The sequence below is a fragment of the Vibrio sp. THAF190c genome, from assembly GCF_009363355.1.
Lineage (GTDB): Bacteria > Pseudomonadota > Gammaproteobacteria > Enterobacterales > Vibrionaceae > Vibrio > Vibrio fortis_A.
Window position 1 is genome coordinate 39182 of the sequence record NZ_CP045339.1, and the last position, 23358, is coordinate 62539.

A 23358-nucleotide genomic window follows, 5' to 3' on the forward strand; every position below is an offset into this window, starting at 1 on the left:
AATGAGCAAGCTAACTATTATTGCCACTATCGTCGCAAAACAAGACCGCATCGACCTAGTTAAATCTGAACTGATCAAATTAATCGAGCCTACTCGTGTAGAGGAAGGTTGTATCAATTACGATCTGCACCAAGACAACGACAACCCTGCTCACTTCGTTTTTCATGAAAATTGGGAATCAGAAACTCTGTTAGAGAAGCATTTAGGCAGCCAACATATCGCGGACTACCTTGCGGCAACTGAAGGTTCGGTTGAATCGTTTATTATCAACAAAATGACTCACGTCGCCTAAGTAACTTCTCACGGCTTTAGAATACCCCGTTCATAAGACGGGGTTTTGTCGTTTTAAGGACTTGTGATTTTTGTCCATAACGAAAAAACCCGCCAACTACGGCGGGCATGGTCAAACTTTGTGACTGCTTATAACAGCTCTGTAGCAACCATCAAACCAATATTGAGCGTTAACTATGACTAAATAACGCTCTGATATCTCTTTGCTTTTTAGCTAACACGGGGGCATTAGTTGAAAGCACGAGCCAAGATACCATTCCCTTGATATTGGTAAACACTTGAATTGTTACTCACAAAAACCGACTCTCCCGGTTTCAGTGTGATACTCTGCCCTTCCGAGGTTACCGTCGCTTCCCCTTCTACACAGAACAAGATCTCCGCGCTGCGTAGGTACTGTGATTTGCTTTCATCGGTTGCAGATAGAATGTCAAACCCGAAGTCATCGACTGGGATTGGATAGCTCATCTTTCCTTCTTTTAGCACTGGCTTTAACCGGATATCTTGAGGCTTGATAGGTTCAAAAATAGTGTTGTCAATCAGCTCTGGAACATCAATGTACTTTGGCGTTAAACCTGCTCGCAGAACGTTGTCGGAGTTCGCCATGATCTCTAAACCAGTACCTTGAACATAAGCGTGTGGTGTTTCCGCAAACAAAAACATGGCTTCTCCCGGTGCGAGTTCAACCGTATTTAACATCAATGGCGCAAACAAACCGATGTCACCTGGGTAGTGCTGTTTAAAGTCTTGGCTGTATTGCAGAGCTTCTCGACCCATTACCGTCTTAGCCGGACGTCGATGTGCCGCGTACAATTCCTGTAACGCCGTTTCTTTCTTTTCGCCTTCTAACGACATGATCGCGGTAAAAAATGCTTTCAATGAATCACTGTCGGCATTGGCTTTAAGAACGTTTAACTCAATCGCTAACGATGGAATATCAGCCTCTTCAAACAAAGCAATAATGTCTTCAATCGGTCTGAATCCATTCATCGCCTTATAAAACGTCAGTGCATAAACCAACTCAGGTTTGTGGTTTGGATCTTTGTAATTACGGTTAGACGCATTCAGTGGAATACCCAACGCATTCTCACGCTCGAAGCCTATTTCAGATTTACGTTTGTTCGGGTGAACTTGAATAGACAAAGGTGTTTCCGCAGCCAGCACCTTAAATAGGAAAGGTAATTCACCAAAGCGTGCCGCTGTATAGCCACCTAAGACATCAATCTTATTCTCATCAATCACGTGAGAGAGAGTTTCGCCTGTGCCACCGACCTTCGAACAACCATTTGGGTGAGCTCCCATCCAGATCTCAGCTTGTGGTTCTTGATTAGGATTTACAATACCAAACAATTGGTTAATGGAGTCTTTACTGCCCCATGCGTAGTTTTGAATAACATTGTCGAGTTTAAATAGAGACATAATTACTTCTCATTAAAAATCTGGCTGCCAAGCTTGAGCGTGGCTGCGATGTTGCGGGCAGTGCGAGTTAGGTTGCGACTCGCTTCCGATAAAACTTGTTCTAAAGGTTGCGGTGAACGTACAGTGCCAAAGGTGCTGTTGATGACTTGGTATAACTCATCGATTTCTTGACCTAATGAGCCAGCAATACCGATCGTCGGAATGCGTCTACTTTGCGCGCGTCTGGCGATTCCAAATGGCGTCTTACCTTGTAAGGTTTGATTATCCATTTGGCCTTCCCCAGTAATAACAAGGTCTGTATCTTCGAGCACGTTGTCAGCATTTAGCGTGTCCAAAAACATCTCAATGCCCTGTTTGATGTGAATATCAAACAGCAAAGATAGCCCTAGAGGTGCGCCACCAGCGGCTCCAAACCCCTTACACTCACGATGATCTTGCCCACTCTCTGATTTCACAACCAAAGCAAACTGTTCAATGGCTGCATCCAACGTTTCGACAAGTTCCGCTGTCGCCCCTTTCTGCGGACCAAAGACGTGGCTTGCTCCATTAGGGCCAGTCAATGGATTGTCTACATCGCAAGCGATAACAAACTCAACTGTTCTACAGCGAGGGTGAAGGTTTGAAAGATCTATCTTTGCGATGTCACTCAACGCATTACCACCCGGTTGTAATTCACAACCGTTCGCATCCAGTAACCTCGCCCCCAATGCTTGAGCAATCCCCGCCCCCGCATCGTTCGTGGCACTACCACCTAAGCCAAGTAAGATCTTATCTACACCACAATCTAATGCTTGTTTGATCAGTTCCCCTGTACCAAAGCTGGTTGCTCGCTGAACGTCTCGCTGCTGTGGTGTAATGAGGTCAAGACCTGAAGCAGCAGCGAATTCAATCAGTGCCGTTTTCTCTCCGTTTGACTTGTCACCATTAAGTAACGCCCAGCTTGCTTGAACAGGTTCACCGAGTGGTCCCGTTACTGTTGATGTGCGCAACTCACCTTCAAGCCCTTGCAACAGAACATCAACCGTTCCTTCTCCGCCATCAGCTAACGGTAAGTGAACATACTCTGCACAAGGAAATACTTGGCGAAACCCAGCCTCAATGCTTTCACACACCTGCTTCGCAGATAGAGATTCTTTGAATGAATCAGGAGCAATAACAATTTTCATCGTCGTTCACCTACTCCGCCCAACACCTGGGCGGAGTACCTTAAGTTAGAATTTCACTTGGAATGATTTCGCCTGACACGCCTTTAGAGTGCCAAAGGTTTGAACTTCCACTTGAGTATCGCGAACTCGTTCGTCCATACTCGTTTCAAGCCAAGAAATCACAGGTTGAGTAAACTGAACCTTGTCTTCTACTTCACCCGATTCGGCAGGGTTGTAGACACGTAGAATCAACGCGTCTTCATCTTCTGCTTTCTTAAGCACACTCAATACTGCGCCTTTCTGCACTTTATTCAGTAGTGAGTACGTCAGTGGTTTGTCTTGCTCGCCAACGTTCAGTTTCATCGCGTTGTATGGGATCTTGTTGTAACACTCGATTGGCGTGACATTGTCACGAGCTTCCGCCATGATGTTTGCGTCAATGTGGTTTCCCGCGAAGCCAAACAGCGCAAACTCACATACAATTTTGCCACGTGTTTGTGAATCTGGCGTTGGGATCTTGATACCTGAAGGACGACCTGGACGAAGCAATAGTTCTTCTTTACCCAGTACGCCAACACCGCGTAATAGAGTTAGAGCAAATGTATCGCGCTCTTCGTTGCCTTTGCTTGAGATAACTTCAAACTCACGTAGACCATTAGTCATCAACGCCATACCACCCGTGGTGTTTTCAACAGCAGCGAAGTTCATTAGTTGGTAAACCGGTACTGGCGCTTCTTTCCACTTCTCTTCTTCCCAAACCGCCATTGCTGGATCGTTCGTTGGGCGAGTAATCAAGCCGAACTGGTTATCAGCAACGACATTTTCAGAAACGAAAGGCGTTGGTACTAGAACGCGCACGCGGTGATCATCTGCTTGGTTATCCAGTTCCATACGAACTTCAATGCGGCGAGAGCCTTGTTTCAATACCACTTGGCAATCAACATCGACGAAGCCGTTTTGGCCTGTACGTTCTTCACGTTCTTGTAAGTTTGCTGGCACGTTCATACGTAGCTTTATTGTTGCTACAGATTGGAAACCTTCGTGCTTAATGCTGGTTTCAGCCTTAAACTCATCCGAGTAAAGCAGCCACTCTTGACGTGATGGGGAGTAATCGTACTCATCACCATCGTCTGAACCGTCTTCTACGCGAAGTACTTGGTCAAACAGCATCTCTGTTTCTTTGTCGAATACTGACAGTGTGCCGTTGTCGTTGACATTGATGCGGTAGAACTCGTTCTCTAACAGGTAGTCTTTTTGTTCAGCAACGATGTTGTTGCCCTTCGTATTACCTTCGATATGTAGCGTGGTGTAACCCATTGCTGGTACAGCACGTTTAATCTGGATGTCGTATTCAATGAACGGGTCGTAGTTCCCGTAGTGAACGATCTGACGGTCGATCTTGCCTGGGTCAATCACGCGTTGATCTTGAATGTAGTATTCAACTTGGTTGCCATTTTCATCAAAGATGTTGAACTCGTTTGCGCGAATCGTAATCGTTGTGTTGATCACCTCTTCACGCTCATAAGGAGACAAGTTGAAGAACGCCAGTTTGTCGCAACCTTCACGCGCTGGCATGTGGTCAACGATCTTACGTTTATAGAAGTTGATTAGGTTTGATGCCATGTCGTCCGCTAGAATGTAGCGGTTTAGGATCTCAGCGTGAACTTTGTCTGAGCAGCAGCAACCGATAGAGTCATGAGCGTGGTTCTTCATGCTCTCTTTCCACATTTTCTCGATAAGACCGTGGTGGTATTCAAAGCCCAGAGTCCATGCGATCGATGCCAGTGGCTCTAGAATGTTTACAATCTTGTTTTCTACTTCTGCGTGAATCAATTTGATATCCATACGCGTAGAAGAGATCGTGCGGTGAACGCGCATGTATTTGCCGTCGTTAAATTCACCTTTGATAGTGTCTAGGTTTTCACGCTCTTCACGGATACGATCGAACACTTCCTCAAAGCGGCTCATCATGAATTCACGATCTGGATACACTTCACGCAGCTTATCCATCACTTCAAAGATGTCTTTCTGAATCGGCATCTGGTCGTGACCATTAGGTAACAGAATGTCTTTCGTTACTGAAGGTTTCTCTAACACTGGGAAATATTTGTCTAGACGAGCACGCAGGCCTTCTTCGTCTTGAGGTAGGTATTTACCAATCGCGTAACCCAAAGGAAGCACTTGCGCCATCACTTCTGAGCCATCGTTTGATTGCCACAAGAATTCTGTTTTGTTGGTACCGTGACGCTCAGAACAACCACGCCAGAACATAGCAGTATCAATATCAAAGCCGTTGTAGATCATTGGCAGCTGTGAACTCATTGAAAATGAATCCGGTAGATAACCGATCTTCATTGGCTCACCTAGCTCTAGGCAATCACGTAGTCCATACATCATGTTACGAACGATAGACTCACCTGAAACTTGCATAGTGTCAGTCTGAGAGTACCAAGGGCCCACGATCAACTTACCTGCTTCTGCCAGTGCTTTTACGCGCGCTTTATTCTCTGGCTTGATAGCAAAGTAATCTTCCAGCACCGCTGTTTGTCCATCGAGAACGTAATACTTGTATTCAGAGTCGTTCTCAAGACGCTGCATGATCTCTTCCATGTTGTTCACAAGAAGAATGCGCGACTCTTCAGTAGTGAAATACCATTCACGATCCCAGTGCATGTGTGGAGTAATATGAACGCGTGATGTAGTCATAGTGATTTACCTAAGTTTGCGGATTCGACACTCAAAACCGCTAATTTTTAAAATTTTCAAGGGGTTAAAACTGGCTGCCACTAAATTTAGGGTGCAAGAATCCACGCCCAGATTCTGTGTGAATAAAACGTTAGGAGCACAGAAATTAGGACAGCCAGTGTTGTTCGTTATATTTATTGAGTGAGTTAAGGAGTTAACTCAGAATTTAGTTAGTTTTGTGCTGCGGTTTGCACTTCAAACTTACCCTTTTTTACAGCGTGGCCTCGCCATACCAGAAGAGTAATTGTTGAAATAATCGTACCGATAAGTGCTGCGCCGAACCAAATTGCTGCGGCAGAGAATGCACCTAAACCAGCGTCATGAAGTAGGAAGATAGAGAAGATACCTGCACCCGGGGTTGATAGACCGATACCTGCCGCACCAATCATTGCACCTGTAACGACAGAACCCAGTAGGAACGAGCCGATAACACGAATTGGATCTTCAATCGCCATTGGAATCGCACCTTCAGTGATACCCGCTAAGCCAAGTAACCAAGTTGATTTACCCGTTTCAATCTCGAAATCTTTAAACAGACGCGGAGCAATAAGAGTAGATGCTGTTACCGTGAACGCAGATACCATCTTAACCGAGCCGAAAATTGCATAAGGACCATAAACACCGTTTGCCATCGCACCTAAACAGAATGCGTAAGCCGCTTTGTTAACTGGGCCGCCCAAGTCGAACGATACGAATAGACCGATGATTGCGCCTAGTAGTAGAGCGTTAGTACCCGACATGCCGTTTAGCCAATCAGTTAAACCTTGATTGAGTAATGCCACCGGTTTACCGATAACAAACAGCATCAAAGAGCCCGCCACTAATGTGCCGATTACCGGGTATAGATAGAAGGTTAGGAAGCCGTTGAATGCAGGGCTTAGGCGAACATTTTCTTTCACCCAGCGCATAACGTAACCGGCAATCAAACCACCAACAACACCACCAAGGAAACCTGAACCGATGAGGTTAGCTGCGATACCCGCTGCGAAACCTGGACCTAATGCCGGTTTATCTGCAAGTGAGTATGCTGTGTAAGCTGCTAGTACTGGTACCATTAATGTACCGAGCAAACCACCACCTAATTTGCGGTACATCCATAACCAAGAGTCTTTGGTTGCGTACAGCTCTTGCAGGTCAAAAATTTGAGCGATAAGAACAGCGACTGCCAGAACAGTACCACCAGCAACGATTAGGGGAACAGCGTAAGAGATACCTGAAAGAAGCGCTTGCTTGAGCTCAGTTTTAAGTGGCAATTTCTTCGGCTTATCATCTGTTGCCACGGTGCGATCAGCGCCATTGCCATTTTTAGATTCATCAATCGCGTCATTTAAAATGCGCTCAGCGTGTTTAATCGGCTCTGCTACCGGAGTTTCTACTCGTGGGATACCGTTAAAGCGATCAAGCTCTTTAATTGCGACTTCGGCTGCGAAGACACAAGCAACGGCATTATTAAGCTGGTCAGCAGTTAAGCGGTCTTCGATACCATTAGCGCCCTGCTTCTCAACATGAACGTTGTAACCCAGCTTCTTACCCGCTTTTTCCAAATACTCAGCGGCCATATAGGTATGAGCGATGCCCGCAGGACAAGCAGTAACACATACAATTGTTGGTGCATTTGTATCTAAGTTGTCTTGTTTTTCTTCCGTTTGATTTTCACCATCTAATAGCGCGAAAATCTCTTCAGCGGTGGTCGCTTTCAATACGGCTTCGCGAACATCATCGTCAACAAGTGTTGTGGTCAATTCAGTAAGCAGATGCATGTGGGTAGAGCCCGCTTCTGCATTTGGAATCGCGATCAAGAAGATTAGATTCACATCTTCGTCTTCATCAAGGCCTTTCCATTTCATGTCTTGCTTAAGTGTTGCAACGGCAAAACCTGCTTCTTTAACCGCGTCAGTCTTACCATGCGGTACTGCAAGGCCTTCACCAAGTGCTGTTGGGCCTTGAGCTTCACGCGCAAATACAGCATCTAGGTACTGCTGCTTGTCATGTAGTTTGCCTTGCTGATCCAGTTGTTCAGCTAGTGCATTAATCGCTTCTTCTCGGCTGCTAAACGTAGTTTGCAGATTTACGAGCGACTTGTTAGTTAGAGTTGTAAGTTTCATAACCTTCTGTCCCATTGTCACGGATTAGTGCGACAGTTCTCCCTGTCGACGATGACAATAATACAACTTAGAGACATATGATCCGTGATCATGATCTCATGAATACAAATTTGTATTTAATTTGTATCTTAAAGATATCTTTCAAATGTACGAGAAAGCTTGAGATGTACCATTTAATTTGTATTATAAGCACTACAGACACCCATACGATTATCACCCTAACGTGATTCAAGGTTATTGGGTACCGTCAAATTACGGCATTTAACAACAAATTATTTAAGTCTAGTCGCCCTAGCGATTAATGAGGCAAAAATGGCAAGACTCCCGATGTATCGCAAAATCGCCGATGCAATCCGAGACAAAATCAAATCTGGTGAATACAAAGTTGGCGAAGCATTGCCAACCGAGGCGCAGCTCAGGGAAGTATTTTCTGTTAGTCGTGTAACCGTAAGACAAGCATTGAAATTGCTGATCGAGAATGACGAATTAGAGAGTGTTCAAGGTAGCGGTACTTACGTTAAAGAGAACAAGATCAATTACGACATCTATCAACAATCAAGCTTCCAAGAGAAATGGGCTCACTTAGATGTAGTGACTCACAGTGATGTACTCGCATTTGAGATAAAGCCATGTTCGCTCGCAATGTCTGAACATTTAGACATTGGTGAAGGTGAGATGGTGTTCTATGTAAAACGTGTTCGTCATATGGATAACAGCCCAATCACTGTTGAAGAAACTTGGCTGCCAGTTAACTTATTCCCAGACCTTACCTATCAGGTAATGCAGAAGTCGAAATATGACTTCATCGAGAAAACAAAGGGAATGGTGATCGATCGCAGTGAACAAGAGCTGGTCCCGGTTTTACCTCCAGCCGATGTGGCCGAACAACTCGGGATCGATCCAGCACAACCGATCATTGAAAAACGAACTCGTGGCTATTTGGCTGACGACACAGTATTTGAATACAGTCGTAACTACTTTACTTCCAACGACTACCGATTCACTTTAGTTGCGAAGAGACAGCGTCAAGCATAGTAATGCTGCAGCTGTACCTTAATAAAAATGAGCTCTCGATCGATTCGTGGGCTCTTTTCGTTTCTATTAACGCTTAGATAGTAACATTCGCCTAGTTCCTGCTGCTTCCTCTTCTAAAATCGCCTAAACGATCCTTGTTGAAAATCATTTAGTCTCAAATCAGGTTGCTTATTGACCTCGATACGTAGAATCAAAAGCTCAATCTAAGTCAGGCTCGCGGCCAACTTGTTATTTGCTTTTGTCTACTGATCTAGCTGTAAATCAACCATGAATAAACGTCATTACACGGCACTAATTGTAAGTACTGCTCTTGTCACCAGCCCACAAGTGTTTAGCTCCGTTGAAGTTGAACAAGAGCTCGATGATTCCCCTTACACAAGGCTCACTAAATTGGGGTTCATCTATTCGCAGAATACCAGCACGTCTCTATCCATTAACTCAGGGATCTCTTTGGGCTACAAAGGCGATACATGGGGGCATAGATTTCAATTTGATACTTACTACACCGACGCGGAAAACGGTGAAGATGGTACCAACCGATATACAACGAATTATGGAATCACCTACGACATCAACTCAAGAACCTATACAGTTGCCGGGATTCGATTCGAGCATGATCAGTTCGGTACCTATCGCGACCAGTGGATTGCGATGACAGGTCTCGGTAGACACTTCTACGAAACGAACTACGTCACTCTGCAAGGCTCTATGGGTCCAGGTTATCGTATAACTGAAAGGCAATCCTTTGATGAGGAGTTTCCCTCGCAAATGAACTATGAGCTTATTGCTAGCGGCTCGCTCGAAGGGACAGTTCAGTTTACCGAGAGCTTTTCTATTGGTGCAAACGCAAGTATTGCTTACGGTGAAGAAAACACCAACTACAACTTGAAAGGGTATTTAAAGAACATCCTGATGGGGAATCTCGCCCTCACATTCGACACTGAGTATATCTACAACACAACGGTTGCCTCAGACCAAAGTAACACCGAAATATACAGCTCTATGAACCTTAACTATGATTTCTAGTGCCTCAGGCGGATAGGCAGACAAATTAATCAGATTTATACTAACTCATCATGCAAACAAAAAGGCGCACAGAGTTGTGCGCCTTGTCATTCGTTGTCTCTAGTCGAGCTTATGATGTTTTGAACTGCGCCACTGCACTGTCCATCTCACTCGCCTGTGCTGCTACTTTATCAACCTCAACCAAGCAATGTTGTGCTGAAGCCGTATTCTGATTCGAGATAGCACTTAGCTCGGTAATGGAATCACTTACCTGCGCCATAACCGCACCCTGCTCTTCAATAGCAGAAGCAATGCGTTCTGAGTTACCTTGAATATCTTCCATATCACTTAGAATCAGCTGTAGGCTTGAATCCAGTGATTCAGAGTCACTCAATGTACGTTGACCTTGAGAGTTACACTCTCCAATCTCCGCCATAGAAGCTTCCATTTGGCTTTGGATCGCTGACACCACGTTGGTTATCTCTGTGGTTGATTGGTGCGTACGGCTTGCTAGAGCTCGAACCTCGTCTGCTACAACAGCGAAGCCTCGACCTTGTTCACCCGCTCGTGCTGCCTCAATCGCTGCGTTCAGTGCTAACAAATTCGTCTGCTCAGCTATACCTTGGATGATGTTTACCGCATCACCAATCTGATCCACATGGTGGTTCAATGAACTGATAGAGTCTTGGCTGCTCGATAGGCGTTCAGACAGTTGCGTGATGTTATTGATTGTCTCAACCACAACCTCACGACCTTTATCTGCATTAAGACGCGCTTTCTGCACACCTTCTGCGGCAATTGCGGTACTTTCAGAGATTTCACCAATCGTAGATACCATCTCTTGAACCGATACCGTCATTTCGCCCGTGTGGTTAGCTTGAACATCAAACTGCTGAATCACTGATTCCAGTTCATTATGCATATTCGATGTGCTTGAAGTGAGCTGCTGAGACTTCTTCTGAGATGCCGAGATAAGCTTCTCTAGCTGATCTAACAACTGATTGAAGTATTCACCTAATGAACCTAGCTCGTCATGCCCTTTCAACTCTGAGCGGATGGAAACGTCGTTCGAATCCACAATACGGCGAATAACAGACAACAGAGACTCAATACGGCCAACAATAGAACGAACAATCACCCAACTCAACAAGATAATGATGATGAGCAATGTGCCACTTAGAGCATTGTTAATGAGGTTTAGTTTCGCTAGTTGTGCAGCGGTGGTGTCTTTCAGCAACGCTGAGAACTCTTTGAACTGCGTTTCTACCTTATGAGAAGCAGAGCGCGCGTCACCTAGTAAACCTTCGTTGTGCTTTAGGCCAATTTTAACTTTCTGATCAACAACCTGCTGAGCTGAGTTTAAGAAGCTTGCCTGAGCATTAGCGAGTAAGCTCAAATCAAAGCTGCCCTGTTCAACCAACTCATTGAATTGGTACATGGCAAGTCTCTCTTCGTCTGAAGCTCTTTCAAAGCTTACCGCCAAGTCTTCGTGGAACTGACCCAATAAACCTTCATCATCTGATAGACCTAAAACTTGGTACGCGCCGACAAGCACGGTAAAGCTCTTATGGTAGTCGGAGATGTCCTGTCTTAGCTGAGCTGTATTCGCGAGGCTTAAATCTTCAAGCACACTTGCCAGCTCAGATTCTAGCTCCTGAAACTGACGGTAGTTGTTTTCAAACTTGTCTAGGTACTTAATGTCACTTCGAAGGAGGAAATCTTTCTCGTTTCGACGCAAGTTAAGCAAACGAACTTCTAAATCTTTGGTGATCAATGTTGCTTCATGAAGCTGCTCACCGGTTTTAGTAAAATGTGAGGTGGTAAATAGTAGAGATACCATCCCTAAAATTGAGAATAGACCCAAAGAAAATAGTTTATTTTTAATATTCATATAAAACATCTGATGTAAATAACGACCTTTAATGAGCACTCTATCAATAAGAACTAGCCATAAACGAGACTTGGAACACAGTCTTATATGTTAACAGACTGTGAATTTTCAAAAATTAAATAAATGAGAGAGTGATCGAGAATCAGTGACTACAGGTCAATTGCTACAGTTTTATGACAGGGTGTCATAATTATGAAATGTGGAGTGAGTTATTAACAAAAGTCTCAAAAGTGACACAAAATCGTGCTTAAAGCGTGAAATTTGGCATAAAAAAGCGCTGATGAAATTGTGTTCTACTCAATCTCACCAGCGCATCATTTAAAACGCTTCTAAGTTAAGCTGCTTTCGTTCTTAGCTTAGCAAGAATGTCGGCATTCTTTAGGTTTGCCATTCCAACGTAAGCCACTGGAACGAGGAACAAAGAGAAGAAAGTACCCACGGTTAAACCACCAACCAATACCAATCCGATATTGATACGACCTAACGAACCCGGTCCTTCCGCCAATGCCAATGGTAATGAACCAAGGATCATCGTCAGCGACGTCATCAGAATCGGTCTCAGTCGAGAACGCGCGCTTACCATTGCCGCTTGTTTCGCCGTCGCACCTTTCTTACGCTGCTCGTTGGCAAATTCCACCAGCAAGATACCGTGTTTGGTCACCAGACCGACCAAGGTCAACAAGCCAATCTTAGAGTAGATGTTTAAGCTCTGACCAAATACCGATAAGGTCAATACCGCACCGACAATACACAGTGGAACCGTTAACAAGATGATCATCGGATCAACAAAGCTCTCGAACTGCGCTGCTAAGATTAGGAAGATGAACACGAGCGCTAACACGAATAGCACCTGCGCCCCAGCACTTGAATCCACAAGATCTTTTACAATGCCGTTGAATTCATAACTCTGAGCATCATCAAGTAGCTCCGGTACCGCTTGGTCAACGTAAGCTTTTACATCACTCGCAGTAAATCCTGGCATTAAGTCAGCGGTAATTTCCGCGCTGTCTTGACCCATAAAGGTTTTAAAGCTCGATTCAGATGTCACTTGTTTGATCGATACGAACTGAGACAGCGGCAGTCGTTGGCCTGATTCTGAATCCACATAGAGCTTATCCAACACCTTGAAGTCACCTAAAGCGTTTAGGTTAACTTGTACTTGAATCGGATAGGTATACCCATCGTCAGCCTGCAGGTCAGCCGCTTTCACCGAACCTAAGAAAGTCGAGAGTGCATTGGTCACATTGCCGTAATCAACACCAGACAGCACAATCGCATTGCGATCAATGGAAAGATCATAACGCAGCTGATCACGTAACATTGAGTTACTCACATTAGTCACGCCTTCGTAGCCTTCTAATGCTTCGACCACTTTGTGTGCCGTTTCAGATAACGCATCGGTATCTCGATTCACCGTTGTCAATTCAAGCACCATATTGGTCGCGATGTTTAAGCTGTCCGCAGTGCGCACTTTAAAAGACATACCGTAAGCAGAAACATTGCTCTTAGCATTGGCGATAAACTCATTAAGCAGTTCGTCTGCCGACTTATCTCGCTCACCCCATGGTTTTAACAGTACGTGGTTAGTTGGTGTGCCTTCAATGTAAGACAGGTTCGCTTCAACCGAATCATTGTCTTTAAATACCGAATTAAGTTGCTCGTTGTTGTCTAGGTGGTACTGACGACCCACACCGGTTGGTGGTGTTGATGTTACTTCAACAAAGCCAGTATCTTCAGTCGGCAGTAATACCTGAGGCATTTTCCACACAGCGACAGCAGACAAGGCCACCATGACCAACGCAATTCCGGTCATCAGCACTTTACGCTCAAACCACTTGTTCAACTCAGCACTGTAACGGTCTGACAATTTATTCAGTTTAGAATCGACAACTGAGTACCATTTAGCAGGTGTAGACACCGGCTTCATTAAGTAGGCACTCATCATTGGCGATAGTGTCAACGCCACAAAACCTGAAATGATCACGGCCGCAGCTAAGGTGAAAGCGAACTGTTTGAACAAGTCAGCCGTCAGGCCCGCCATCAAACCGATAGGTAAATAGACCACGGCTAACGTCAGCGTCATCGCAATCACAGGGAATACAATCTCACGACTCCCTTTCAAGGCAGCATTCAGTGGTGTCTCGCCCTCTTCGATATGACGATAACAGTTTTCTGCAACCACAATCGCATCATCCACCACCAAGCCAATCGCAAGAATGATCGCCAATATGGTGAGAACGTTGATACTAAAACCCAATCCCCACATCACGGCAAATACACCGATTACACACACCGGAATCGTGATAATAGGAATCGAGGCAACTCGGAAAGAACCCAAGAAGATGATTACCACCGCTGATACTAGAACAACGGCCTCGACTAACGTCATGAAGCCCTGATCGATAGCTGCTTTGATGAAATCTGCTTGGTTGTAGACCATCTTCATCTCGATGCCCTCTGGCAACTGAGACTGAATGTCCTCAATTTGCAATTTCACTCTGTCTGCCACCGTAACAGGGTTCTCACTCTTAAGTGGCAGCACTTGGATAGACATCGCTAGCTTGTCATCCACACGAAGGATACTTGGCGCTAGGCTCTCTTCACCCATTTTTACGTCTGCGATATCTCCCACACGGATGATCTTTCCATTATCGACTCGAATCACAAGGTCACGGACATCTTCAACGCTGGTGACTTGATTCACAGGGTTAATAGAGAAATCGCGAACCTGACCTTTAATCGTACCCGCTATAAAGGTTGCGTTGTACGAGCTCAATGTCCCCACTACATCAGACGCACTGATATTCAGCGCCATCATACGATCCGGTTGTAACCAAACACGCACTGCCTTTGAGCTACCGCCATATGGGCCCCATACGCCACCCACACCTTGGATGTGCTTGAATTGAGGCACAACTTGCTGGCTGATGTAGTCAAACATCTCCTGCTTAGACATATTGCCCGTGTTAACGAAGGTAATCACATTACTCGGAGTACCAGTGTCAGAAGAGTCGTCCGTCACGGTTGGTTGATCGGTCATGCTCGGAGGAAAATCGCCGATCGCTTCAACACTACTGCGTAGATTGTTCATCAAGCCGGTGTATTCGACTTCATCAACGTCATCTTCGAACATGATCTTCAGACTACAGGTGCCCTCTTGGCAGTCTGTCGTCATGGTTTTTACGCTATCAAGCCCGGTTGCAGCAGTAATAAGCTTGTCAGCTACGTTACGTGACATGAACTCTGCGCTGGCACCGTTGATCGCGGCAGTCACTGTGGCCGATGGCGTTTTATGTTCAGGGAAGTATTGAATAGACAACTTCTGAAAAGAGAGTAAACCAATCAACACAATGGCGATGCTAAGCACCGATGCAAATACTGGGTGCTTAATACAAATCTCAGGAAGCTTCATTGTTCACTCCTACTGTTGTCGCTTCCGTGCTGTTTTGTGGTGAGTTTTCGTTCTGTAGTTTAGGAGTTTCTTCTCCTACCGGTTGTTTTTCATCAGTCGCTGGAACATCAGATTCTTGTATTTTTTCTGATTGCTCAGCAGTTGTGGGTTCGTGCGGCAAACCAATCTTATCTTGAGTTTCTTGTGAATCCTGATTCATGACTTTAACCAAAGAGCTCTTTTTAAGGTTTTGTTGACCAGTTACAACGATCTTTTCACCTTGTTTTAGCCCGTCTTCAATCACAACGTGGCCGTCGTTGGTGTTAACGCCCAATTCAACGACTCTTTGCTCAATCGTCTCGCCATTCACGACCCAAACAAAACGGGTGTTGTCTTTAGCAAGAACGGCGTTTTGAGAGACCACTAACTCCGGTTCCTCATCGCTCGTCACTTGGCTCAGTTTGGCGAACATACCTGGAACAAGGCGGTGTTCTGGGTTCTTAATATGAGCGTGAATCTCTACGCGACCAGAGCTCTCATCAACGGCTGGTGCAATATAGTCCACAACCCCTTTAAACGTTTCGCCAGCAAAAGAATCAACTTCGATAGATACTTCTTGACCGAGCTTTGCAGAACCTAAGTCGGACTGGCCAATTGAGTATTGAACCTCAACTGGATCAAGTTTGATCAGACTAACCAGAACGTTCGAGCTATCAATTCGACTTCCTACAGAGTGGCTAAAGTTGGTTAGCTGACCATCAAAAGGAGCAACCAATACGTAGTTGTTCATTAGCGCTTCTTTTTGACGGAAATCTGCAGCAGCCAAATTCGCCTGCTCCTTTAGCTCTTCAACATCTTGTTGGGACATTGAGTCTGGCTGCTTTTTAAGTAGTTCTTGAACACGCTTGAGCTTTGATTTCGCCAATGCTAATGAGCTTTTCGCTTTGTCGAGATCGGCTTTTGCCGTGGTGTCATCAAGTTGCGCGATGACATCGCCTTTGTTTACAAAATCACCGTCTTTAAAGTGAATTTTAAGAAGTTTTTCTGACGCACTAAACGTAAGTGCTGCAGAGTCAGTGGCACGAATCTTACCTACTTCGTTAATTGAAGAAGTGAAGGTTTGGGTTGTAGCCTGTTCCACGGTAACCGGTACGTGATCAGTATTCTCAGCGAATGCAGAAGGCGCACCGAGTGTAAGAAGTGTGAAGGCAATTGTTTTACTAATTAGGGTCAATTTCATTCCAGTAACCATAGAGCGTGCTCAATAATGAGTGCGCTAATTTTTATACCAATCACAGTAAGTAAATGAGCAGAAATAGCGCAGGAAAAACGCTTGAGAACAAGGAAGGAATTTTCGATAAGTAATTATTCTACAATCAAAATTTCTAACGATGTTATCGAGCGTTTTAACCAGCTAGGATGACCAGTTACTTACTACGATTGGTATCAGCTATCTTTAACTGAACAAGCTTCCTGCTATTGAATTCAATGTTAATAACAGCCAGTTGTTGGGAGAATGGGCTCAACGTCATGATTGAGCCCTGCTGTATTTCAAATGTGAAACCGTTGTTCTTTAAACGGTAGGTTAAAAGCGATATTGGTATTGCATACCAACTAGCAGTGCGTCTGCACTAACGTCCGCAGTAATGTTGCTCTGAGATCCAGGTATCGTCGTTAGGCTCTCATCGACGTAATCTGTCTCACCCATCACAATGCCGACACCAAGATCGATGCTGCTGTTTTGTGTCATTGCATAGCTACCTCCAACGGTTAACCAGTGACGATTTACGTCAGGAATCGACAAAGAAGTCAGGCTGTCAGTTGGTGATGCGTCGTACATGTAACCGGTACGCAGAGTCAACTTGCTCGAAGCTGTGTAAGTTGCACCAACTGAAATATGCCCTGCGTCTTTCCATTGGTACTCCTTAATGGAGCTTTCGTAAGAGTCGGACGTCAAAGCATCAAATTCCGACCAGTTGACCCACTGAATACTGTAGTGTGCCGCCCACGATTCGTTGAGTTTGTGCCATCCAGAGAACTCGATTGTGTCTGGTAGAGGAACATTCATTTTGTCCGCAGGTACACCACCTTTCGTAATCGTGCCTTCTACCTCGATGTCTGGGCTATAGCGATAAGCTAAACCAAAGCGATGATTGTCATTGAGCTGATAAGTCACACCAAGGTTTGCGCCGAGACCAACACCGTTCGCATCAATATCGACCAGCCCCTTACGGTAGATTTCACCTTCACCGTAAATCACATCGAGACCACCACCAATGTTGATTTTCTCTGACAGCTCATAAGCAATCGCTAGGCCTAAGTTGACACTGGTCAACGTAGTTTTTCCGCCAAACTCACTTGCAGAAAATGAATCATCAAATTCAACGTCTGTACCGAAATTGGAATGTACAGTAGCGCCAAGGGTGAACTTGCTATCACTGAGTGGATGTACGTAATGAAAATTAGGAACCAAGGTACCTTGACCAAGAGATTGGTCGTCTAATGTTTCAGTATCACCAACGATTGGCGTGTAGCTCACATTAGAAACATCAATCTCGCTGTCGATATAGACTGCGCCAACCGATAACATTGGCTCATCAATGTATGCCATCGCTGCGCTATTTTTTGATACAACAGCCGCGCTGTCAGCAATAACAGCATCCCCTGCAAACGCTCTGCCTAAGCCTGTAGCGGACTGTGCGTTCAATTGAAAACCCGCCGCTTGGGTAAGACATGGCAACAACGCAACGGTAGAGGTAATTAGTACTCGATTATTCACTGTCTGCTACCTCTGTTTCGATGTGCTCATCGTTGTCAATTTCGATAGCGTGACCGTCTGTCACAACCATGGATGCTACTGCGACTTGTTGCGTGTTGGTTGCATCCCAAACATATGAAAGCTCTCCATTGTCAGGTAGCCCAGGTAAACCTGATTCATCCATAGTCCCCTCATACGGGAACATGTAAGTACCGTGCCCGCCTGTGGTTGCGCGAATTACACCTCGCGTCTGTTCAAGAGATTGAAAAGGTACTGGCGTCGAACCAACAATCTGAGTCAATCCAAGCGCCTTAATAAGAGGATCTGTACCAGTGCGAATATTGTCAGGAGCAGAGTTGGGAACCACACTGTCAGGCACATAATCTTCACCCACATCGCAAGTTTCACCGCAGCTACCCACAGCTGCCAAGAGCAGAGTTGGTTGTTGGTTCGTAACTTGTCTCGAGGTAAAGCTTGCTGGCTCTGAACCGTCGATAGTCATCTGTACACCTTGCTTGAGATCAGTCACGATCAAATCAAAGATGTCGTCTTCTAACTGGCTCACCGTAATCGCGTTCTCTTCAGATGCAGCGACAAACTCACGTAAGGCTTCAATACAAACTTGGTTGCTTGCTTCTGGTATACACACATCAGGAATAACGGTTTCAGCAATACTGCGTTGCACGTCTGGTGATTTCTTCACTGCCTCAGACATTTCCGGCCCTAAAGTCTGAGAAGAAAGGACTAGATTGGTTAAGCCTTGGCCCGGAACAACAAAGTTCACAGTATTGAAAGCAAACTTAGGATGATTTTGACTGAACTCACTTACCATCACCGACATGATCCCGCCTAGAGAGTGCCCAACTAAATGGATTTGGTCTTTCTTGACCCATGGAGCGTCGTTCAGTGCGTATCGCAAACCTAAGAAATCAGAAACTGATTGCTGCAAGTTGGAGCGCAACGCCAATGGCGAATCGATATTGATGAAGAAAGACTTGTTTGCGCGTGCACTGATCTCAATGTCATCTTGGTTGTCAGAATCGACGTCGTTAGCGTAGCGCATGCGCTCACCGTGATATGGCATGTCGATAGCAACCACCGCATAACCTTTCTCTGTATAATCTCGAGCCATCAAAGAAGCGGCTGACTTATCCGCGGTTACACCATGAATGAAAACAACCGTTGGTAATTGACTAGCACCATCCCAATTTGCTGGTGTGTAGATATCAGTCGTGATTGTCTGAGTTTCCACAACTTCTGGTAGAGGATCAGATTGTGTCGGAAATCCACCCGAACTGGTTTTCATCCACTCGTACAGTGGTGGACATGACTCAATTGGATCAAATTCGCTAAGCGTACACTCAACTTCGCGAGATTCTGTAAAGGGTAAATAAAACGGAATGTTTAATTTACTCTTATAGAGATCGTACTTCGTTCGATTGTCTTCAATGTTTTGTAATTCGGAAATTAATTCAGTGTTTTGACGAGCATGATTACTTCGCATCGCATCTAGCGTTGAATATGCACTTTGAGTTTTAAACTGAGCAGCATATACAGGGTTGCCTTTCCCTTTATATAAAGAGATAGCTGTTAATATCTGTTCCTGTAGTTCTTGATTCTGGTTTGAATTTAGTGGAGCTAAACCATAAAGAATATCTGTAAAACTGTCGTCAGCTTGAAGCGGTTCACCAAATTCGGTTTTAACAGCATCAGTCACGACAACATAATATAGTTGGTTAGGCTTTAGGCTAGCCTCACACTCTATTTTTATGTTGCTTCCGTCTGCCGATATTTGTGTATTAATTTCTTGACCAGAATCATCCATTAATACCACGTTGCCTTGCAAGCTATTCGCATCTAATGGGAACCGCTTATCAGAATTAATACTCTGTAAAGGAATTAAAATCGGCTCTGCACACAAGCCCCAACCATCTAAAGCAGAATATGAATTTTTGTAGTCTTGATAATACTCTTCGCCATTCAAAGCCAAAAGAGCTTGTCTCTCTCCGCTACCTGTAATCGTGCCATCGTTGTCATAGCCGTAACCATCATTTGGTTTCGGCAACTCTTGAACATTATATGGAACAAAAACAGACACAGGTTCTTGTGTAGTGCTCTCGTCAGATTGACATCCAACTAGCGCCATTGCGATTAACCCACATAGATGTGATTTTTTGAATTCAAACAAAGCATCTCCTCATTTGAGCATCTCCGTGCTCGGTGCCGATACGTCGGTTCATGGTTGAATTTGGAGCTGAGCTCAGCTCTCCTATTTGTGGTCAGCAATAAATGGTGAGTTGAGTCGATAACTAAAGATGGTTGCGTATTTGCACTGCCAACCGATAACAACCAGAACGTCTTCACCATTTAACTTGCGACGCCGAAGAAACTACGTAAGAGCCTTGAACACTCAATCACACCCACTAAATCAGCTTCACATCCAAATGATCCAACATGCCTTCTTTTTAGGCACCTTAAACAACCTCAAACAAGTTCAAAAATGTTTATCAGAGAACATCAATCACACAAAATATTACGTGATATCGGTAACTTGGAGGTTTAGAAGTGTCAAATGAGGTTTGTTTATAAATGTGCTGTCTTTTGTTATATTTCAGTAAAGGCATTTATTAAATGAGATAGAGTATGTCCGCTGAATTCACTATCAACGATGAAATACAAGTTGATCTAAAAGAGTACGAAATTCACCACCCCAAGACTGGGCGAACCTTTACCTTAGGCTCAAATGAGGTTGAGCTACTCAAGTTTTTCTTCAAGAATCCCAACCAAGTGATCACTCGCCAGGCCCTCATTGAGCAAGTTTGGGAATCAAAAGGCATCTATGTAGAAGATGGCAGTCTGATGCAAACCATCTCTCTTTGCCGAAAAGCATTAGAAGATAAAGCGGGGCTGTTGATTGTTACTGAGCGCGGTAAAGGCTATCGATTTTCTGGCCGGGTTGTTGAAGGGAAAGTTGAAGTCAAACTGGATGAAACTCCAGAAGTCGTTCAAGTTGAAGAGCAGGAAGAACAACCTAAAGCAACGCCAATAAAGTTAATTCCAATCACGTTGGTTTTAATCATGAGCACTGTCCTATCCTATTTAGGTTTCACCTACTTCGAAAAAGTCTCTGTTTCTAAACTCGTGACTACATCGCATTACCTGACCTGTAGAATTACGAGTGACCATATAAAATATAAAGAGCTTTATAACGTCACCATGTATGAGTATGAAGATAGAAACATCATTATTGACCATACGGGCAAATCGCTTAGCTTTCCAAACGAATTTACAGGAGTAGAGTGTGAGTAAAAATAACGCGCTAATTGTATTCGTCGCAATTTTAGGTATTGCTCTGGGCTGGCTTGCGACAATATTCACTAGTTCTAAACTAGAAGGTCATTATTTGGCTAACCCAGTTAATGTTATTATGCCGCCTAATGACATCATTTATAACGCCTCTTCAATCAATATTGAATTTAAGCAAAACAACAGCTATGACCTTCTTTATGTCACCGATAAAGAAGTTGGATTTACATCATCAGGCAGTTACAGCATTACTGGTAAGCATATTTCGTTGGACGAAGAGCAACATCAGCAAATTATTCCTAACCGTGAACTCGATTTTTACGAAAAGGTGATGATTAGTGAAGGCTCTGTTTTATCGTCAGACTTCATGCCTTATATTCCAATTGGAAAAGATGAAGTTTTATTGGTGACACCGAACTCTATGCTGCACCTGTGTAAATCGGTCGCATGTAAGGATCTTCCCCACTATGAAAATGAAGTGCCAAAACTCGTAGAACCAGAAGAATAGCGTAGCTAGTTCAAAGTTCAAACAACCAACACTTATCTAGGGGCTATTGCCCCTTTTTTGTTCATTTAACCATCAGAACAAACTGCAACCCCTACAAACAGCATACTTTCACTCCCGCACGTTACAACTCCAACCTATAAGTAACATCTCCAATACAAGGTGATCCGACCGATGTTCTATCTCGCCGCTGATTTCTTTTATTAACATCTAAACAACACAATTTAATCACTATTAATCGCTGAAATTAACATCAAAAAAATTTTTTGTTTTAGATCATGCGAACTTCAACTTGACCTCGTGCCACAGAACAGTTTTCTGTACATTCAATGACATATTCTGAAACAGTTTCTTATATTTTTTAAAACTTAGTGGAGATTTCTATGTTAGAACTCTTAATTGGATTAGTGGTAACCATTGCCGTTGGCTATTTTATTGTTAAAGGCTACAAGGCTGCGGGCGTACTACTTACAGCGGGTATCGCGTTACTTCTTATTACGGGGTTGATTGGTCATACTGTTCTACCTGCAAAAGTTGCGTCTACAGGTAACATGGTTACCGATGCACTTGAATTTGTTAAATACATGCTTCAGTACCGTGGTGGCGGTTTAGGTATGCAAATCATGCTTCTATGTGGTTTCGCATCTTATATGACCCATATTGGCGCAAACAATGTCGTTGTAAAACAGTTCTCTAAGCCACTATCGGTTATCAAATCTCCTTATGCGCTTTTAGTTGCGGCTTACATCGTAGCGTGTCTGATGTCTCTTGCGGTTAGCTCAGCAACAGGCCTTGGCGTACTATTGATGGCTACCCTATTCCCAATGATGACTGCTATGGGTATCTCTCGCCCTGCTGCTGTAGCAGTGTGTGCGTCTCCTGCTGCAATCATTCTTTCTCCTACATCAGGTGACGTTGTCATTGCTGCAGAGAAATCAGGCTTAGCGCTAGACGTGTTTGCGGTTCAAACGGTTCTGCCTGTTTCTATCTGTGCAATCATCGTGATGGCTGCAGCGGCTTTCTTCTGGAATAAGTACCTAGACCAGAAAGAAAACACGCCAATGGAAAAGATTGATGTGTCAGAGATCGAAGCGAACGCTCCAGCTTTCTATGCTGCTCTACCGTTCTTACCAATTATCGGTGTTTTCCTATTCAACGGTCGTACTATTCCTGGCTTACAGCTTGATATCTACACCATTGTTGTAGGGTCTATTTTTGTAGGCGCGCTGGTCGATTACGTAGTTAAGAAATTCGATGGTGAGAAAACACTGGAAGACTTGGACTCTTGTTACCAAGGTATGGCAGAAGCGTTTAAAGGCGTAGTAATGCTCTTGGTTGCGGCTGGTGTGTTCGCGCAAGGCCTGATGTCTATTGGTGCTATCGACAACCTAATTGGACTCGCAGAGGCTGCTGGTGCTGGCGGTATCGCTCTAATGCTTATCCTAACAGGTCTGACAGTAGCAGCTGCAATCGCGACAGGTTCTGGTAATGCACCTTTCTACGCATTCGTTGAACTTGCACCTTCACTGGCTGCGAAGATGGGTCTGAACCCTGCGTTCCTTATCATTCCAATGCTTCAAGCATCTAACCTAGGCCGTACAATTTCTCCAGTATCTGGTGTAGTTGTAGCGACTTCAGGTATGGGTAAAATCAGCCCATTTGAAGTAGTAAAACGTACTTCTGTACCAGTGATTTGTGGTCTGATTACGGTGATCTTCGGTACATTGGTATTGGTACCAATGGCTGCATAATGAATCGCTAACTT

The 23358-nt window shown here is 44.4% G+C and carries 15 protein-coding genes; 6 read left to right on the top strand and 9 right to left on the bottom strand.

Annotated features, from left to right (window positions below; genetic code table 11):
- Nucleotide 1: 1 nt before the first annotated feature.
- Nucleotides 2–292, top strand: a complete 291-nt coding sequence (locus tag FIV04_RS15255; RefSeq protein WP_150896522.1) for a putative quinol monooxygenase — start codon at nucleotides 2–4, stop codon at nucleotides 290–292.
- Nucleotides 293–519: 227 nt separating this feature from the next.
- Here the strand turns inward: FIV04_RS15255 and manA are convergent, their stop codons facing one another.
- From manA to mngA, 4 genes are all read right to left on the bottom strand, one after another.
- The gene (gene manA, locus FIV04_RS15260; protein WP_152469599.1) at nucleotides 520–1707 is read right to left on the bottom strand and encodes a mannose-6-phosphate isomerase, class I; all 1188 of its coding nucleotides are present in this window, start codon (nucleotides 1705–1707) and stop codon (nucleotides 520–522) included.
- A gap of 2 nt (nucleotides 1708–1709) precedes the next feature.
- Entirely contained in the window at nucleotides 1710–2873 is a 1164-nt protein-coding gene (locus tag FIV04_RS15265; protein ID WP_152469600.1) for a glycerate kinase, read from the bottom strand.
- A gap of 45 nt (nucleotides 2874–2918) precedes the next feature.
- Nucleotides 2919–5558: a mannosylglycerate hydrolase gene (mngB, locus tag FIV04_RS15270; RefSeq protein WP_152469601.1), complete on the bottom strand. Its 2640-nt coding sequence runs from the start codon at nucleotides 5556–5558 to the stop codon at nucleotides 2919–2921.
- A 209-nt stretch (nucleotides 5559–5767) separates the two neighbouring features.
- Nucleotides 5768–7702, bottom strand: a complete 1935-nt coding sequence (gene mngA, locus FIV04_RS15275; protein WP_152469602.1) for a PTS 2-O-a-mannosyl-D-glycerate transporter subunit IIABC — start codon at nucleotides 7700–7702, stop codon at nucleotides 5768–5770.
- Between the two features lie 312 nt (nucleotides 7703–8014).
- On the opposite strand from mngA, the gene FIV04_RS15280 reads away from it, so the two are divergent.
- Together FIV04_RS15280 and FIV04_RS15285 are read left to right on the top strand one after the other, a co-directional pair.
- A complete protein-coding gene (locus FIV04_RS15280) occupies nucleotides 8015–8737 on the top strand; it encodes a GntR family transcriptional regulator (RefSeq protein WP_032552648.1) in 723 nt (240 codons plus the stop codon).
- 267 nt (nucleotides 8738–9004) lie between these two features.
- On the top strand, nucleotides 9005–9763 hold the full coding sequence (locus tag FIV04_RS15285) for a YdiY family protein (protein ID WP_152469603.1): 759 nt from the start codon (nucleotides 9005–9007) through the stop codon (nucleotides 9761–9763).
- A 109-nt stretch (nucleotides 9764–9872) separates the two neighbouring features.
- On the opposite strand, the gene FIV04_RS15290 is transcribed toward FIV04_RS15285, so the two are convergent.
- From FIV04_RS15290 to FIV04_RS15310, 5 genes are all read right to left on the bottom strand, one after another.
- A complete protein-coding gene (locus tag FIV04_RS15290) occupies nucleotides 9873–11582 on the bottom strand; it encodes a methyl-accepting chemotaxis protein (RefSeq protein ID WP_152470640.1) in 1710 nt (569 codons plus the stop codon).
- Nucleotides 11583–11967: 385 nt separating this feature from the next.
- Entirely contained in the window at nucleotides 11968–15045 is a 3078-nt protein-coding gene (locus FIV04_RS15295; RefSeq protein ID WP_152469604.1) for an efflux RND transporter permease subunit, read from the bottom strand.
- Nucleotides 15032–16264 carry an efflux RND transporter periplasmic adaptor subunit gene (locus FIV04_RS15300; protein ID WP_152469605.1) on the bottom strand — a complete coding sequence of 411 codons (1233 nt, stop codon included), beginning with the start codon at nucleotides 16262–16264 and terminating at the stop codon, nucleotides 15032–15034. Before FIV04_RS15300 ends, FIV04_RS15295 begins: the two co-directional genes overlap by 14 nt.
- Nucleotides 16265–16609: 345 nt before the next feature.
- Nucleotides 16610–17803, bottom strand: a complete 1194-nt coding sequence (locus FIV04_RS15305; protein WP_152469606.1) for an outer membrane protein transport protein — start codon at nucleotides 17801–17803, stop codon at nucleotides 16610–16612.
- A complete protein-coding gene (locus tag FIV04_RS15310; protein ID WP_152470641.1) occupies nucleotides 17796–19928 on the bottom strand; it encodes an alpha/beta fold hydrolase in 2133 nt (710 codons plus the stop codon). The genes FIV04_RS15305 and FIV04_RS15310 overlap by 8 nt, the downstream gene beginning before the upstream one ends.
- Nucleotides 19929–20425: 497 nt before the next feature.
- Between FIV04_RS15310 and FIV04_RS15315 the strand changes: the two genes are divergently transcribed.
- From FIV04_RS15315 to dcuC, 3 genes are all read left to right on the top strand, one after another.
- A complete protein-coding gene (locus FIV04_RS15315; RefSeq protein ID WP_150869669.1) occupies nucleotides 20426–21091 on the top strand; it encodes a winged helix-turn-helix domain-containing protein in 666 nt (221 codons plus the stop codon).
- Complete coding sequence (locus FIV04_RS15320) at nucleotides 21084–21596, top strand: hypothetical protein (RefSeq protein ID WP_152469607.1); 513 nt, start codon at nucleotides 21084–21086, stop codon at nucleotides 21594–21596. The genes FIV04_RS15315 and FIV04_RS15320 overlap by 8 nt, the downstream gene beginning before the upstream one ends.
- 380 nt (nucleotides 21597–21976) lie before the next feature.
- Nucleotides 21977–23344 carry an anaerobic C4-dicarboxylate transporter DcuC gene (gene dcuC, locus FIV04_RS15325; protein ID WP_032552655.1) on the top strand — a complete coding sequence of 456 codons (1368 nt, stop codon included), beginning with the start codon at nucleotides 21977–21979 and terminating at the stop codon, nucleotides 23342–23344.
- Nucleotides 23345–23358: the final 14 nt, after the last annotated feature.